Source organism: Microbacterium plantarum, assembly GCF_035231185.1.
Lineage (GTDB): Bacteria > Actinomycetota > Actinomycetes > Actinomycetales > Microbacteriaceae > Microbacterium > Microbacterium plantarum.
In genome coordinates this window covers 1310599-1325493 of record NZ_CP141117.1, presented here as the reverse complement: position 1 = coordinate 1325493, position 14895 = coordinate 1310599, and the positions used below count along the sequence as shown (strand labels likewise).

Genomic DNA, 14895 nt, shown 5'->3' with positions numbered 1-14895 from the left:
CCGCAACGGGCACGAAGGAGGCAACGTGGCAGGTCGCGGCAAGAACCGGGACGATCGCGCGGCGCACGAACGCGCTCGTCTCTATGCGGCCCGGCGCGAGTACCACGACGGCCTCGCACGGCGCCGGTCGCGCGACAACGTCATCGCCGCCGTCGCCGGCGGCGTGCTGATCCTCGCCGCTATCGGCGCTCAGGTCGCATACTTCACCGCAGGTCCCGGAGCGCCCGCGCCCGCCGAGAGTCCGGCGCCCTCTCCCACGGAGACCTTGTCACCCACGCCGACGCCGACACAGACCCCGACACCGGCGGATTCCACTCCGACAACGATCCCGTCGCCCTGACGCCCTCCGTACTAGGCTGTCCCCCGACCTGACCCCCATGCGGCGCGAGCCGCGACGAGGTGCCTTCCGTGACTTCCACCCCTGACTCCACGACCACCCCCGCCGACGACGCCCCGTGGGGTCGCGTCGATGACGACGGCACCGTCTCGGTGCGCGAGGGGGCCGAATGGCGCGTCGTCGGCCAGTACCCCGACGGCACGCCGGAAGAGGCGCTCGCCTACTTCCAGCGCAAGTTCTCCGACCTCGCCGGCGAAGTGACGCTCATCGAGGTCCGTCACCGCCGCGGCGGAGCGTCAGCCTCCGACCTGCGCTCCACCGTGAGCACGCTCCGTTCCCGCATCGCGGGGGCTGCGGCCGTCGGCAACCTGGCCGCGCTGGAGGCGCGCCTGGTCGCGCTGGAGGGCGAGCTCGACGCCGCCTCCGAGTCCGAGGCGGCGGAGGCCAAGCAGGCGCTCGACGCCGCGATCGCCGAGCGTACGGCGCTCGTCGAGGCGATCGAGGCGATCGCCTCGCGCGATCCGAAGTCGATCCAGTGGAAGCAGACCTCCGCAGAGGTCACCGACCTCTTCGACCGCTGGCAGCGCCATCAGGCCGACGGCCCGCGTCTCCCCCGCGGCACCGGCCAGCAGCTCTGGAAGCGATTCCGCGACGCCCGATCGACCATCGACAAGCACCGTCGTGAGTTCTACGCCAGCCTCGACGAGACGCACAAGAGCGCGCGCGACGCGAAGCAGCGCCTCATCGAGCGGGCCGAGGCCCTCGCTCCCCGCGGCGAGGACGGCATCGGCGCCTATCGCGATCTGCTCGAGCAGTGGAAGCAGTCGGGCCGCGCGGGCAAGAAGGCCGACGACGCGCTCTGGGCACGGTTCAAGGCCGCAGGCGACGCGCTCTACGGTGCCCGAGCGGAGCGCGAGCAGGCCGACGCCGAGGCCTCGCAGGAGAAGATCGTCGCGAAGCGCGCTCTGCTCGACGAGGCCGCCGCCGTGACCGCAGAGAAGGACACCGCTGCCGCCCGGGCGCTGCTCACGGGCATTCAGCGTCGTTGGGACGAGATCGGTCGCATCTTCCCCCGCGACAAGGAGCGCGCCCTCGACGACGAGCTCCGCAAGATCGAGCAGTCCGTGCGTGCGCGCGAGGACGCCGACTGGAAGAACAACAACCCCGAGACGAAGGCGCGCCAGGGCGACATGCTGTCGCAGCTGCACGACGCGATCGCGAAGCTCGAAGCCGAAGTCGCCGACGCGGAGGCGTCGGGCGACAAACGCGCCATCGCACAGGCCAAAGAGGCGCTCAGCGCCCGGAAGGCCTGGCTCAGCGCTCTCGGCGGCTGACTCTCTCCCCGCGAACGGTCTGTGGAGGCCATGCTGTCCACAGACCGTTCGGCTCTCTCCGCGCGGTTCGGACGCACCCGCCAGACTGACGGAATGATCTGGCCGTTCGTCTACACCCCGGGTACCCAGCTCTCCCTGGCCGAGCTGGCTGCTGCACGCCTCGACGGTGACGTCGTCGAGGTCGGCGAAGCATTCATGCCTGCGGACGCCGTCGAAGGACCCGAGATCCGGGCCGCATCGCTGCGCCCCCTCGTCGCGCCGGGCCTGGCCCTGACGCACGAATCGGCTGCCTGGGTCCACGGCGCGCTCGCCGACCCCCCGGTGCGGCACAGCGTGCAGCGCTGCACCGAGCGACGCCGGAACCACGTGCTCGATCATCGGCTGCACTACCGCGACCTTCAGCTTCCGGCGCGAGAGACCGTGCATCTGGGCGGGATGCCCGTGTCGAGCCGCGTCCGGACCCTGTGCGACCTGTTGCGCGCCGATGCCGCCGCCAGCGACGCGCCACGCGCGGGCGCCGTCGCGATGATCGCCGCGTTCCCCGGCATCCTCGACGAGGCGCATCGGTCGTTGGCGTCGAGCGGCCCCCTGCCGTTCAAACGGCAGGCCCTGGCCTGGCTGGAGCGCCCGCCGGTCAGGACGACGTGACGCGGTACACGTCGTAGACCGCGTCGATGCGCCGCACCGCGTTCAGCACGCGGTCGAGGTGGACGGTGTCGCCCATCTCGAACACGAACCTGCTGAGTGCGAGCCGATCGTTGTTGGTCTGCACCGACGCGGAGAGGATGTTGACGTGGTGCTCGCTGAGCACGCGCGTGACGTCGCTGAGGAGCCCGGCGCGGTCGAGCGCTTCCACCTGGATCTGGACCAGGAAGAGACTCTTCGTCGTCGGCGCCCACGACACCTCGATAAGTCGTTCCGGATCGCGCATGAGCGACTCGACGTTCGTGCAGTCGGAGCGGTGCACCGACACGCCGCTCCCGCGGGTGACGAAGCCGACGATCTCATCACCCGGAACGGGCGTGCAGCACTTCGCGAGCTTCACGAGGATGTCGGGCGCGCCGCGGACGAGAACACCCGAGTCGCTGTCGCGCTTCTGGCGCGACCGTCCCACAGCCGGCAGCTGGATCGGTCCGGTGGAGGTGTCCTCCTCTGCCCGGACGAGCGCGGTGACCTTCTCGATCACCGACTGCGTCGAGACGTGCCCCTCGCCCACAGCCGCGTAGAGCGCAGTGACGTCCTCGTAGCGCAGCTGGTGCGCCACTTCCGTGAACGCGTCCTGCCCCATGAGGCGCTGGAGCGGCAGGTTCTGACGTCGCATCGCCCGAGCGATCGCGTCCTTGCCCTGCTCGACGGCCTCTTCGCGCCGCTCCTTCGTGAACCAGCCGCGGATCTTGTTGCGGGCCCGCGTGCTCTTGACGAATGTCAGCCAATCCTGGCTCGGGCCGGCGTCGGGGTTCTTCGAGGTGAACACCTCGACGACATCGCCGCTGGAAAGGGTCGACTCGAGCGGCACGAGACGCCCGTTCACCTTCGCACCCATCGTGCGGTGGCCGATCTCGGTGTGCACGGCGTAGGCGAAGTCGACCGGGGTGGCCCCCGCCGGCAGGCCGATGACCCGACCCTTCGGGGTGAAGACGTAGACCTCTTTCGCGCCGATCTCGAATCGGAGCGAGTCGAGGAACTCCCCCGGGTCGGCCGTCTCGGCCTGCCAGTCGGAGATGTGCGCGAGCCACGCCATGTCGTTGTCGATCGCCTTGGCGTCGGCCTTGCCGCCCGCCATCCGCTCCTTGTACTTCCAGTGCGCCGCGACACCGAACTCGGCCTGCTGGTGCATCTCGTGGGTGCGGATCTGGATCTCGACCGTGCGACCACCCGGTCCGATCACGGTGGTGTGGAGCGACTGATACAGGTTGAACTTCGGGGTCGCGATGTAGTCCTTGAATCGCCCGGGCAACGGCGTCCACCGCGCGTGGATCGAGCCGAGCACGGCGTAGCAGTCGCGGACGGTCGTCACCAGAACACGGATGCCGATGAGGTCGTAGATGTCGTCGAACTCGCGCCCGCGCACCACCATCTTCTGGTAGACGGAGTAGAGCTGCTTCGGTCGCCCCATGACGCGACCGCGGATGCGGAGCTCACGGAGATCCGTCTCGACGGCGTCGATCACGGTCTGCAGGTACTGCTCGCGCTGCGGGGTGCGCTGGGTGACGAGGCTGTCGATCTCGGCGTACAGCTTCGGATGAAGGACCGCGAAGGAGAGATCTTCGAGCTCGCTCTTGATGGCCTGGATACCCAGCCGGTGCGCGAGCGGCGCGTAGATCTCGAGGGTCTCGGTCGCCTTCTTCGCCGCTTTCTCCGGCGGCACGAAGCCCCAGGTACGCGCGTTGTGCAGCCGGTCGGCCAGTTTGATCAGCAGGACGCGGATGTCGCGCGACATCGCGACGATCATCTTGCGCACGGTCTCGGCCTGCGCGGCGTCGCCGTACTTGACCTTGTCGAGCTTCGTGACGCCGTCGACGAGCATGGCGACCTCGTCGCCGAACTCCGCCGTCAGCTGGTCCAGACCGTATGAGGTGTCCTCTACGGTGTCGTGGAGCAGCGCGGCTGCAATGGCCCTCGGGCCGAGGCCGAGCTCGGCGAGGATCTGGGCTACGGCGAGCGGATGCGTGATGTACGGCTCGCCGCTCTGACGCTTCTGCTGCGCGTGCGCCCGTGACGCCGTCTGATAGGCGCGATCGATGATCGCGATGTCGCCCTTGGGGTGATGTGCGCGCACCGTCCGGACGAGCTGCTCCAGCCCCTCCCGCGGCGCAGCGCGGGAGAAGATCCGAGGAACGAGGCGCCGGAGCGAGCTCTGGGCAGGGGGCGGGGTGATCTCCGTCATACCCTCACCTCCGCCATGCAGACATCGATTCTACGCGCCCTCGCGGCGCTCAGGCCTCGACCGAAGCACGCTCGCGCGACTCGAGAACCCGGGTGTCGTTCGCCTTGATGGCGGGCTCGTTCTCGCGCAGCAGGGCGAACAGCGGCACCGCGACGAAGAGCGTCGAGTAGGCGGCGACGAGCGTTCCGACGAAGATCGACAGCGAGATGTCGGTGAGAGTCTGAGCACCCAGCCAGAGCGCACCGATGAAGAGGATCGCACCCGTCGGAAGGGCCGCAACGATCGTCGTGTTGATCGAGCGCACGAGCGTCTGGTTGGCCGCAAGGTTGACCGACTCGCCGAACGTCCGCCCCGACTTCTCGCCGTCTTCGAATGTGTTTTCGCGGACCTTATCGAACACGACCGTGGTGTCGTACAGCGAGTAGGACAAGATCGTGAGGAAGCCGATGACCGCCGCGGGAGAGATCTCGAACCCGAAAAGCGAGTAGACGCCCACGGTCACGACGAGCACGTCGACCAGGCCGATGATGGCGGCGACGGACATCTTCCAGGTGCGGAAGTACAGCGCCAGGATCAGGAACGTCAGCGCGAGGAAGATCGCCAGGCCCCACAGCGACTGTCGGGTGACGTCCTGGCCCCAGCTCGGCCCGATGAACGATGAGCTCACCTCGGCGGCCGGGACGTCGTACGCCTCGGCCAGTCGCGCCGTGACGTCGCGGGTCTCGGCGTCGGACATCTGGTCGGTCTGCACGCGCACAGCGTCCTCGCCGATCGTCGTCACCTTCGTCGTCGCGCCGGGCACGACCTCCTGCACCGCGTCGGTCGCGAGCAGCTGATCGGTGTTCGACACGTTCGTGACGGTGAACTGCGATCCGCCCGTGAACTCGATCGAGAACTGCGGCGGCTTGACCACGAGGACGAGCACCGAGCCCAGCACGAGGGCGGCGGCGATGATGAACCACAGCGTGCGACGGGCGACGAAGGGGAACGAGAGCTTCCCCGTGTAGAGGTCGTTGCCGAACCGATTGAAGAAACGCATCAGTGCTTGTCCCCCGTCGCATCGCGCTGGTCGCCTGCGGCCTGTTCAGCACGCTTGCGCTCCGCGATCGTCTGTCGCCGTTCGGCCTCACCACGCGACTTCGCTGCGCGGCGTCCTGCAGAGGTCTTCGCCGCCGCGGCGACCGGCTCGCGGAACTGCGCCCGTCCGCGGTACACGGCGCCCAGAGCGTCCGGGTCGAGACCCGACAGCTTGTGCCCCGACCCGAAGAACCGCGTGCGCACGAGCAGCTGCAGCACGGGATGCGTGAAGAGGATGAAGATCAGGATGTCGATCGCGGTCGTGAGCCCGAGGGTGAACGCGAAGCCCTTCACCGTCGAGTCGGCCAGGATGTACAGCACGACCGCGGCGAGGATGTTGATCGACTTCGAGATGAAGATGGTCCGCTTGGCGCGGGACCAGCCGTCCTCGACCGCGCTCGTGATCGACTTGCCGTCGCGCAGCTCGTCTCTGATGCGTTCGAAGTAGACGATGAAGGAGTCTGCGGTGAACCCGATGGTCACGATGAGGCCCGCGACACCGGCCAGCGAGAGCCGGAAGCCCATGCGCCAGGCGAGGATCGTGAGCGCCGCGTAGGTGAGCACGGCCATGACCACCAGTGACGCGATGATGACGGTTCCGAGCGCCCGGTATACGACGAGCGAGTACACCGCGACGAGCGCGAGGCCGATGAGGCCGGCGATGAGACCGATCTGCAGCTGCTGGGAGCCGAGCGTCGCGGAGATCGTGTTGGTGCTCTGCACCTCGAAGCTCAGCGGCAGAGCACCGAACTTCAGCTGGTCGGCGAGCACCTTCGAGCTGTCCTGGTCGAACGTGCCCGTGATGGACGGCTTGCCGGTGAGGATGACGGCATCCATGGAGGGCGCCGACAGCACAGCGCCGTCGAGCACGAAGGCGAACTGGTTGAGCGGCGACTGCTGCCCGTAGAGTCGCTGGCTGATCTTGCCGAACGTCTCGGTGCCCTGCTGATCGAACGTGATGTTCACGGCCCAGCGACCGGTGCTCTGCTCGAGACCGTTCGTGGCGTTGTCGATGGACGAGCCGTCGAGCTCGACCGGGCCGAGGATGTACTTCGCGGTCCCGGTGCGGTCGCAGGTGACGAGCGGCTGATCGGCCGGTGCGTCCGCGGGGTCGTTCGCCGGATTCGCGCAGTCGTAGGCGAGGAACTGAGCCTGCAGCGCCTCGGTGATCCACGCCGGGTCGCTGCCATTGGACGGCGTCGTCGACGGGGTCGCCGGGAGGTCGGGATCGGGAGTGGGGTACGGCGTCTCGTTGCCGTCGTCGCCGACGAAGCTGGTGGCGGGTGAGCCGGTGTAGAGCACCGCGCGCAACTGCAGCTGGGCCGAGGCGTCGATACGCTCACGGGTCTCGTCATCGACCTCGCCCGGAAGCTGAACGACGATCTGGTTGCCGGCCTGCGTGGCGATGTCGGCCTCGACCAGGCCGGATGCGTCGACGCGCTGTCGGATGATGGACGCCGCCTGCTGCATCTGCTCGCTCGAGGGCGCCGCCCCGTCGGACTGCGCCTCGAGGATGATCTGCGTCCCGCCCTGGAGGTCGAGTGCGAGCTCCGGAGCCCACGAACTCGCCTTGAACACATAGACGCCGAGCGCGTTGATACCGAACAGGAGCGCCGTCAGGACCACGAGTCCGGTCAGCGCGCGCCAGGCACGGCGCACAGGTGTGGAAGTCGCCACGGGGAGGTCAGCTTTCGTCGAGCGAGCGCCGGGTCAGCGGCGGATCAGGCGCGGGGCTTGTCGTCGCGGTCGACCGCGCCCTCGGAGGCGGCGTCGGCGCGATCACGCGCGGCGTCGTCGCTGACCGAGGTGATCAGACCCTGCTCGACATCGGCGACGTACTCGTCGTGGTGCTCTTCGGCCTCGATGTACTCGTCCTCGGTGAGCGTTCCCTCTGCGGGGTCGACCACCCGCAGGATCGCCTGGCTGTGCACCTCGACCTCGACGCCGGGCGCGAGCTCGACACGAGCCGACTTCGAGAGGTCCTCGCCGTCGTACTCGACGATCGTGCCGTAGAAGCCGCCCTGCAGCAGCACCTTCGCTCCGGGAAGCAGCTGGCGGGACTTCTCCGCCTGCTCCGCCTTCATCCGCTGCGCGCGACGGCGCTGGCTCCAGAACATGAAGACGATGAGCAGCGCGAGGATGATCAGCAGACCGTACTCGGCGAAGAACTGCACCGCCGGGTTCGCGGGAGGGGCGTCGGCCGGAGTGGTGGCGAAGAAGAGCATGGAGGTGGGAGCACCTTTCACGGGTAGGCACGCGAAGAATGCGCACCCTCGGGATTCGTCGGCGAGAAGCCTTCAGCGATTATAGGTCATCGATCTCGAGCGCCCCGTCGGCGCGGGGAACGCCCAGGTGGCGGTAGGCCGAGGGCATCGCGACGCGGCCGCGCGGCGACCGGCCCACGAACCCGATGCGGACGAGGTACGGCTCGACGACCGACTCGATCGTCTCCGCTTCCTCCCCGACCGTGACCGCGAGGGTGTTGAGCCCGACGGGCCCACCGCCGAATCGGCGCACGAGTGCGTCGAGCACGGCACGGTCGAGCCGATCGAGGCCGATAGCGTCGACGTCGTACAGCTCGAGCGCGGCCGCGACATCCGCCTCCGTCGCACCCGCCGCCGTGTCACCGTGCACCACGACGAAGTCTCGGACGCGGCGCAGCAGGCGGTTCGCGATGCGCGGTGTGCCGCGGGAGCGGCGCGCGATCTCAGCCCGTGCGACGGCCGGGACGTCGACGGCGAGGACGCTCGCGGACCGCTGGATCACGCGTTCGAGCTCCTCCGGCTCGTAGTACTCCATGTGCGCGGTGAACCCGAACCGGTCGCGAAGCGGGTTGGGCAGGAGGCCCGACCGGGTCGTTGCGCCGACGAGGGTGAACGGGGCCAGCTCGAGAGGGATGCTGGTGGCACCGGCACCCTTGCCGACCATGATGTCGATGCGGAAGTCCTCCATCGCGAGGTACAGCATCTCCTCCGCCGAGCGCGCCATACGGTGGATCTCGTCGATGAAGAGCACCTCGCCGGGCACGAGGCTCGACAGCAGCGCCGCGAGATCGCCCGCGTGCTGGATCGCCGGGCCGCTCGACATCCGCAGCGGCCGGCCGCTCTCGTGGGCGACGATCATCGCGAGCGTCGTCTTCCCGAGACCGGGAGGTCCCGACAGCAGGATGTGGTCGGCTGGACGGTCCTGCATCGCGGCCGCCTGCAGAAGCAGCTCGAGCTGCCCGCGCACCTTCTGCTGTCCGACGAACTCCGCGAGCGAGGTCGGCCGTAGTGCCCCCTCGACGGCCAGTTCGGTCTCGTCGGCGGCGAGCTCGTGCGCGTCAGACACCGGTCTGCTCCGGTCGCGCCGGCCCGAGCTGCGCGAGCGCGAGCTTCAGCAGAGCGGGCACGGTCGCGGGGGCCGCAGCATCCGCCGTGACCTGCGCGACGGCATCCGCGGCCACGCGTTCGCTCCACCCCAGAGCCACGAGCGCTGCGACGACCTGACCCACGAGCGTCCCTCCCCCCGAGGGAGCGGACGCCGGCTGAGCAGACGGCACCGCCTGCAGCTTGCCCGCCAGCTGTACCACGATGAGCTTCGCGGTCTTGGGCCCGATGCCCGACACCCGTCGGAACGGGGCGTCGTCTTCGGCGGTGACCGCCTCGGCGATCTGGGCGACGCTCAGTGCCGACAGCACGCCGAGAGCCGACTTCGGTCCGACACCGGTCACGCCGATGAGCAGCAGGAAGACTCCGAGCTGCTCGCGCGTCTCGAAACCGAACAGCGAGAGCGCGTCTTCGCGGACGACGAGGTTCGTGTGCAGCACGATCTCATCGCCGACGTGGAACGAGCGCGGGATGTCGGGGGTCACGGCGACCGAGAACCCGACCCCGCCGACGTCGATGACGACGCTGTCGGACTCGAGGTGCAGCACGCTGCCGCGCAGGGAGGAGATCATGATCCGAGCCTAGGCGCCGCTTCGCAGGTATGTTCGAGCGACACGCGTCGCTCACCACCGGGTGGGAGCGTCAGCGCCGGGCCAGGCGCTCGGCGTCCGCCCACGCCCGCTGCGCCGGAGTGAGCGCCGCTGTGCCGGACGACGACGCCGGGCCGCCGACACCGCGTCGCCACGCATGGCAGATCGCGAGGGCCAGCGCATCAGCGGCATCCGCGGGCTGGGGCAGCGAGTCCAGGCGCAGCACGCGGGCGACCATCGTCTGCACCTGCAGCTTCTCCGCCGAGCCGTAGCCGGTGATCGCCGCCTTGACCTCGGAGGGCGTGTGGGTCGCGGCATCGAGGCCGCTCTCCGCGGCGACGAGCAGCGCGATGCCGCTCGCCTGCGCCGTCCCCATGACGGTGCTCCGGTTGTGCTGAGCGAAGACCCGCTCGACGGCGACGACGTGAGGCTGGTGCTCTGCGATGACCGCGCGCAGGCCCGCTGCGATCGTCGCGAGCCGCCGCTCGATCGGCAGCTCGACGTCGGATCGGACAACCCCGACATGCACGAGGGCGGCGGATCGATCGCGGGCGACGTCGACGACGCCGACTCCGCATCGGGTGAGCCCGGGATCGACACCGAGCACGCGCAGAGAGGTCACTCCCCCACGCTACGTCTGCCGCAGCCGAGCGGAGCGGCGACAACCCGCGAAACGCGCAGTTCCCGGCATCCGACGCGAAATGGGCTGCGCGGGATGCCGGGAACTGCGAGCGATGCTCGGACTGTTACTCGTCGTCGCTCTCGAGCTCGGCCTGCACCTCGGGGGTGAGGTCGAAGTTCGTGTAGACGTTCTGCACGTCGTCGCTGTCCTCGAGGGCGTCGATGAGACGGAACACCTTGCGGGCGGTGTCGGCGTCGACCTCCACCTTGAGCGAGGGGACGAACTCGACGTCGGCGGAGTCGTACTCGATGCCGGCGTCCTGCAGGGCGCTGCGCACCGACACGAGGTCGGAGGCCTCGGTGATGACGCCGAAGCCGTCGCCGTGCGGCTCGACCTCTTCCGCCCCCGCTTCGAGGACCGCGAGCATGACGTCGTCTTCGGTCGTGCCCTCGGACGGGACGACGATGACGCCTTTGCGGCTGAAGTTGTAAGCGACGCTGCCCGGGTCGGCCAGCGTTCCGCCGTTACGGCTGAGAGCGGTGCGGACTTCGGCCGCGGCGCGGTTCTTGTTGTCGGTCAGACACTCGATGAGGAACGCGACGCCGTTCGGTCCGTAGCCCTCGTACATGATCGAGGAGTACTCGACGGCCTCGCCGCCGATACCGGCGCCGCGCTTGATCGCGCGGTCGATGTTGTCTTTCGGGACCGAGGTCTTCTTGGCCTTCAGGACGGCGTCGAAGAGCGTGGGGTTGCCCTGCAGATCGGGGCCGCCGAGCTTGGCAGCGACCTCGATGTTCTTGATGAGCTTGGCCCACGACTTGGCACGGCGCGCGTCGACGACGGCTTTCTTGTGCTTGGTCGTGGCCCATTTGGAGTGACCGGACATGCGCTCGATCTTACCGGGCGGATGCGCTCGCCTCGCGGACGTGCACGAGGAACCTCTCGTGGAAGCGGCGCTCGCCCGAGACCTCCGGGTGGAAGGCCGTCGCGAGCAGACGACCCTGCTCGACCGCGACCACCCCGCCATCCGGCAGGGTCGCGAGCGACCGCACCTGCGGCCCGAGCTCGGTGACGAGGGGCGCTCGGATGAACGCCGCGTGGACGGGTGGGTCCCAGCCCGCGACGGCGAGCGCCGTCTCGAACGATTCGGTCTGACCGCCGAAGGCGTTCCGCCGCACGGTCACGTCGAGCCCGCCGAAGGTCTCCTGACCCGCGATGGCCCCGTCGAGGCGGTCGGCGAGCAGGATGAGCCCGGCGCAGGTGCCGTAGACGGGGAGGCCCGCGGCGATCGCGTCGCGGATGGGCTGCTGCATCCCGAACGCGCGTGCCAGCTTGTCGATGACGCTCGACTCACCGCCCGGCAGGACGAGACCGTGTACCGCCGCCAGGTCGCCGGGACGACGGACGAGGGATGCCGTCGCGCCGAGCTCCGTGAGCACGCGCAGGTGTTCGCGGACGTCTCCCTGCAGGGCGAGGACTCCGACGTGCGGCGGCATCCCTTCGTCCACCGACTCACCAGCCGCGGTCGGCGAGACGGTGCGGGGCAGGCAGATCGGAGACGTTGATGCCGACCATCGCCTCGCCGAGTCCGCGCGAGGCCTCGGCGACGACGGCGGCGTCATCGTGGAAGGTGGTCGCCTTCACGATGGCCGCGGCACGGCGAGCGGGGTCGCCCGATTTGAAGATGCCGGAACCCACGAAGACGCCGTCCGCGCCGAGCTGCATCATCATCGCGGCGTCGGCAGGGGTGGCGACACCGCCCGCGGTGAAGAGCACGACCGGCAGGGTGCCGGTGGCTGCGACCTCGGCGACGAGGTCGTACGGCGCCTGGAGCTCCTTCGCCGCGACGTACAGCTCGTCGGGGCTCTTCGCCTGCAGAGCACGGATCTCGGCGGTGATCGTGCGGATGTGGCGCGTCGCCTCCGAGACGTCGCCCGTGCCGGCCTCGCCCTTGGAGCGGATCATCGCGGCCCCCTCCGTGATGCGACGCAGAGCCTCGCCGAGGTTTGTGGCACCGCACACGAACGGGACGGTGAAGCCCCACTTGTCGATGTGGTGCGTGTAGTCGGCCGGCGACAGCACTTCGGACTCGTCGATGTAGTCCACACCGAGCTCCTGGAGCACGCGCGCTTCGACGAAGTGCCCGATGCGCGCCTTCGCCATCACGGGGATCGACACCGACGCGATGATCTCGTCGATCAGGTCGGGGTCGCTCATGCGCGCCACCCCGCCCTGGGCGCGGATGTCGGCGGGGACGCGCTCGAGCGCCATGACGGCCACGGCGCCGGCATCCTCCGCGACCCGTGCCTGATCGGCGGTGACGACGTCCATGATGACGCCGCCCTTCAGCATCTCTGCGAGGCCGCGCTTGACGCGCGATGATCCGGTGACGGTCTGGTCGTTCGACACGATGGGGCTCCGATCCGGCCGTCTTCTCGGGATGCAGTTCGGCCTAGGCCAAAAAGTAGCATGGCATCCGACATAAGATCGTCCCGATGACTTCCCGTGACACGATCACCGGACACACGGCGGGTGAGATCGCCGACAGCGTCCGGATGCTGCTCGAGCGAGGCGCCCTGCGCGCGGACGACGCGCTGCCACCGGTGCGCGCCCTGGCGGAGCAGCTCGGCGTCAACCGGAACACCGTGGTCGCCGCCTACCGGCTCCTCGCGCAGGCCGGCGTCGTCGTGGCCCGCGGCCGCGGCGGAACGCGAATCGCCGAGGTCTCCCCCGTCGCCGCCGAGGGCGTGGCCGCCGACACGGTGCTGCGCGACGTCGGGTCCGGAAATCCGGATCCTGCTCTCATCCCCGATCCGCGCGGCGTGCTCGGCCGAGTCGCCGGACGCCCCGTCCTGTACGGCGAGCCGGTCATCGACGCCGGTCTCGCAGCCTGGGCCAGGAACTGGTTCGCCGCTGACACGGCAGCGGATGCCGACATCCACCTCACCGTCACCGGTGGCGCCGTCGACGCCGTCGAGCGCCTCCTGGCGCAGGCTCTCACCCGCGACGACGCGGTTGCCCTCGAAGACCCGTGCTTCCTCGCGAGCATCCACACGGTGCGCCTCGCCGGCTACCGCGCGATCCCGGTGCCCGTCGACAACGAGGGCATGACGGTCGATGGACTGCGAGCAGCCCTGGATGCGGGCGCCCGCGCCGTCGTCATCACCCCGCGAGCGCAGAATCCCACCGGTGCGAGCCTGTCGGCCGAGCGCGCGGCAGCCCTGCGCGCGGTACTGGCCGATCATCCGTTCGTCCTCGTCATCGAGGACGACCACTTCTCCCTCCTGTCGACCCAGCCGTACCGCTCGGTCATCGGCGACCAGCACGAACGCTGGGCACGGGTGCGCTCGGTGTCGAAGTTCCTCGGACCGGACATGTGCCTCGCGGTCACGGCATCCGACCCCACGACCGCGGAACGCCTGGCCCTGCGCCTCGGCTCGGGCACCACATGGGTCAGCCACCTGCTGCAGCGCCTTACACACGCTCTCGTCTCGGACGACACCGCCGCCGGCACGATCGCCACCGCTCGGGCTCACTACGCCGACCGCAACAGCGCCTTCGCAGCCGAGCTGACGCGCGCGGGCCTCCCCTGCGCACCCGGTGACGGACTCAGTCTCTGGGTCGAGGTACCCGGCACCGCCCGCTCCGTCGCCGACGCCCTGATGCGCCGGGGCTGGCTCGCGCGCACCGGCGACGAATTCCGGCTGGCCGACGATGCACCCTCGCGCCACCTGCGGCTGACCGTGCACGACCTGAACGACGCCGACGCCGCACTGCTCACGCGCGACCTCGTCGCATCCGCCCTCCCCTCTCGAAAGGCATGACCCCATGAAGGTGCTCTCGATCCAGTCGGCCGTCGCATACGGACACGTCGGCAACTCCGCCGCGGTGTTCCCGCTGCAGCGCATCGGCGTGGAGGTCATGCCGGTCTACACGGTGAACTTCTCCAACCACACCGGGTACGGCGCCTGGGGTGGCCCGATGATCAGCCCGGACGACGTCCGCGCCGTCATCGCGGGCGTCGAGGATCGCGGCGCCTTCCCCCAGATCGATGTCGTCCTGTCGGGCTACCAGGGTGGCGAGGGCATCGCCGACGTCATCCTCGACACCGTCGCGCGCGTCAAGGCCGCGAACCCGGATGCCGTCTACGCGTGCGACCCCGTCATGGGCAACGCGAAGTCCGGGTGCTTCGTGGCGCCGGCGATCCCGATCCTGCTGCGCGAGCGCGTCGTGCCGGCCGCAGACATCATCACGCCGAACCAGTTCGAGCTCGGCTTCCTGACCGAGACCGAGCCGACCGATCTCGACTCGACTCTCGCCTCCGTCGACGCCGCCCGCGCGATGGGTCCGCGCACCGTGCTCGTGACGAGCGTCGAGCGCCCCGACCGACCCGAAGGCACGATCGAGATGCTCGCCGCGGACGACGCCGGGGCTTGGATCGTCCGCACGCCCCACATTCCCATGAAGGCGAACGGATCCGGCGACGTGACGGCGGCCCTGTTCACCGCTCACTACCGCAGCACCGGCTCCGCGGCCGAGGCGCTGGCGCGCACGACCTCGAGCGTGTTCGACCTGCTCACGCGTACGCACGAGTCGGGCGAGCGCGAACTCCAGCTCGTCGAGAGCCAGGAGGCCTACGCGCACCCGCGGATGCAGTTCACGGTCGAGCAGGTGCGCTGA

General features: G+C 69.5%; 15 protein-coding genes. 5 read left to right on the top strand and 10 right to left on the bottom strand.

The window, feature by feature from the left end:
• Positions 1 to 25: 25 nt before the first annotated feature.
• The 3 genes from VC184_RS06310 to VC184_RS06300 all read left to right on the top strand — a co-directional run bounded on the left by VC184_RS06310 (position 26) and on the right by VC184_RS06300 (position 2319).
• Complete coding sequence (locus VC184_RS06310) at positions 26 to 340, top strand: dioxygenase (RefSeq protein WP_282502433.1); 315 nt, start codon at positions 26 to 28, stop codon at positions 338 to 340.
• Between the two features lie 68 nt (positions 341 to 408).
• Positions 409 to 1671, top strand: a complete 1263-nt coding sequence (locus VC184_RS06305; protein ID WP_282502432.1) for a DUF349 domain-containing protein — start codon at positions 409 to 411, stop codon at positions 1669 to 1671.
• A 93-nt stretch (positions 1672 to 1764) separates the two neighbouring features.
• Positions 1765 to 2319 (top strand): SAM-dependent methyltransferase, encoded by a 555-nt coding sequence (locus VC184_RS06300; RefSeq protein WP_282502431.1) that lies wholly within the window; start codon positions 1765 to 1767, stop codon positions 2317 to 2319.
• Here VC184_RS06300 and VC184_RS06295 read toward each other — a convergent pair.
• The 10 genes from VC184_RS06295 to pdxS form a co-directional block, all read right to left on the bottom strand.
• Complete coding sequence (locus VC184_RS06295; protein WP_112614264.1) at positions 2306 to 4558, bottom strand: RelA/SpoT family protein; 2253 nt, start codon at positions 4556 to 4558, stop codon at positions 2306 to 2308. The two genes, VC184_RS06300 and VC184_RS06295, sit on opposite strands and share 14 nt — an antisense overlap.
• Before the next feature lie 49 nt (positions 4559 to 4607).
• A complete protein-coding gene (gene secF, locus VC184_RS06290; RefSeq protein WP_112614262.1) occupies positions 4608 to 5597 on the bottom strand; it encodes a protein translocase subunit SecF in 990 nt (329 codons plus the stop codon).
• Positions 5597 to 7312, bottom strand: a complete 1716-nt coding sequence (gene secD / locus VC184_RS06285) for a protein translocase subunit SecD (protein WP_323987561.1) — start codon at positions 7310 to 7312, stop codon at positions 5597 to 5599. Before secD ends, secF begins: the two co-directional genes overlap by 1 nt.
• Positions 7313 to 7356: 44 nt before the next feature.
• Positions 7357 to 7860, bottom strand: coding sequence for a preprotein translocase subunit YajC (locus tag VC184_RS06280; protein ID WP_274177711.1), 504 nt, complete (start codon positions 7858 to 7860; stop codon positions 7357 to 7359).
• Positions 7861 to 7939: 79 nt separating this feature from the next.
• The gene (ruvB, locus tag VC184_RS06275) at positions 7940 to 8965 is read right to left on the bottom strand and encodes a Holliday junction branch migration DNA helicase RuvB (RefSeq protein WP_112614224.1); all 1026 of its coding nucleotides are present in this window, start codon (positions 8963 to 8965) and stop codon (positions 7940 to 7942) included.
• The gene (gene ruvA / locus VC184_RS06270; protein WP_112614222.1) at positions 8958 to 9575 is read right to left on the bottom strand and encodes a Holliday junction branch migration protein RuvA; all 618 of its coding nucleotides are present in this window, start codon (positions 9573 to 9575) and stop codon (positions 8958 to 8960) included. The genes ruvB and ruvA overlap by 8 nt, the downstream gene beginning before the upstream one ends.
• Before the next feature lie 70 nt (positions 9576 to 9645).
• On the bottom strand, positions 9646 to 10215 hold the full coding sequence (gene ruvC / locus VC184_RS06265) for a crossover junction endodeoxyribonuclease RuvC (RefSeq protein ID WP_258524533.1): 570 nt from the start codon (positions 10213 to 10215) through the stop codon (positions 9646 to 9648).
• 124 nt (positions 10216 to 10339) lie between these two features.
• Entirely contained in the window at positions 10340 to 11101 is a 762-nt protein-coding gene (locus VC184_RS06260; RefSeq protein WP_112614218.1) for a YebC/PmpR family DNA-binding transcriptional regulator, read from the bottom strand.
• Between the two features lie 10 nt (positions 11102 to 11111).
• The gene (pdxT, locus tag VC184_RS06255) at positions 11112 to 11711 is read right to left on the bottom strand and encodes a pyridoxal 5'-phosphate synthase glutaminase subunit PdxT (protein ID WP_274177708.1); all 600 of its coding nucleotides are present in this window, start codon (positions 11709 to 11711) and stop codon (positions 11112 to 11114) included.
• 16 nt (positions 11712 to 11727) lie between these two features.
• On the bottom strand, positions 11728 to 12624 hold the full coding sequence (gene pdxS, locus VC184_RS06250) for a pyridoxal 5'-phosphate synthase lyase subunit PdxS (RefSeq protein WP_404568052.1): 897 nt from the start codon (positions 12622 to 12624) through the stop codon (positions 11728 to 11730).
• 86 nt (positions 12625 to 12710) lie between these two features.
• Here pdxS and VC184_RS06245 point away from each other — a divergent pair, with 86 nt between their 5' ends.
• Both VC184_RS06245 and pdxY read left to right on the top strand, forming a co-directional pair.
• Entirely contained in the window at positions 12711 to 14039 is a 1329-nt protein-coding gene (locus VC184_RS06245) for an aminotransferase class I/II-fold pyridoxal phosphate-dependent enzyme (RefSeq protein ID WP_323987559.1), read from the top strand.
• Between the two features lie 4 nt (positions 14040 to 14043).
• The gene (gene pdxY / locus VC184_RS06240) at positions 14044 to 14895 is read left to right on the top strand and encodes a pyridoxal kinase PdxY (protein WP_269266518.1); all 852 of its coding nucleotides are present in this window, start codon (positions 14044 to 14046) and stop codon (positions 14893 to 14895) included.

Bases quoted from the DNA above. Each gene is read 5' to 3' on its own strand.
- VC184_RS06300 (WP_282502431.1), top strand. From the start codon at position 1,765: ATGATCTGGCCGTTCGTCTACACCCCGGGTACCCAGCTCTCCCTGGCC.
- VC184_RS06295 (WP_112614264.1), bottom strand. From the start codon at position 4,558: ATGACGGAGATCACCCCGCCCCCTGCCCAGAGCTCGCTCCGGCGCCTC.
- secF (WP_112614262.1), bottom strand. From the start codon at position 5,597: ATGCGTTTCTTCAATCGGTTCGGCAACGACCTCTACACGGGGAAGCTC.
- VC184_RS06280 (WP_274177711.1), bottom strand. From the start codon at position 7,860: ATGCTCTTCTTCGCCACCACTCCGGCCGACGCCCCTCCCGCGAACCCG.
- ruvA (WP_112614222.1), bottom strand. From the start codon at position 9,575: ATGATCTCCTCCCTGCGCGGCAGCGTGCTGCACCTCGAGTCCGACAGC.
- VC184_RS06260 (WP_112614218.1), bottom strand. From the start codon at position 11,101: ATGTCCGGTCACTCCAAATGGGCCACGACCAAGCACAAGAAAGCCGTC.
- pdxT (WP_274177708.1), bottom strand. From the start codon at position 11,711: ATGCCGCCGCACGTCGGAGTCCTCGCCCTGCAGGGAGACGTCCGCGAA.
- VC184_RS06245 (WP_323987559.1), top strand. From the start codon at position 12,711: ATGACTTCCCGTGACACGATCACCGGACACACGGCGGGTGAGATCGCC.
- pdxY (WP_269266518.1), top strand. From the start codon at position 14,044: ATGAAGGTGCTCTCGATCCAGTCGGCCGTCGCATACGGACACGTCGGC.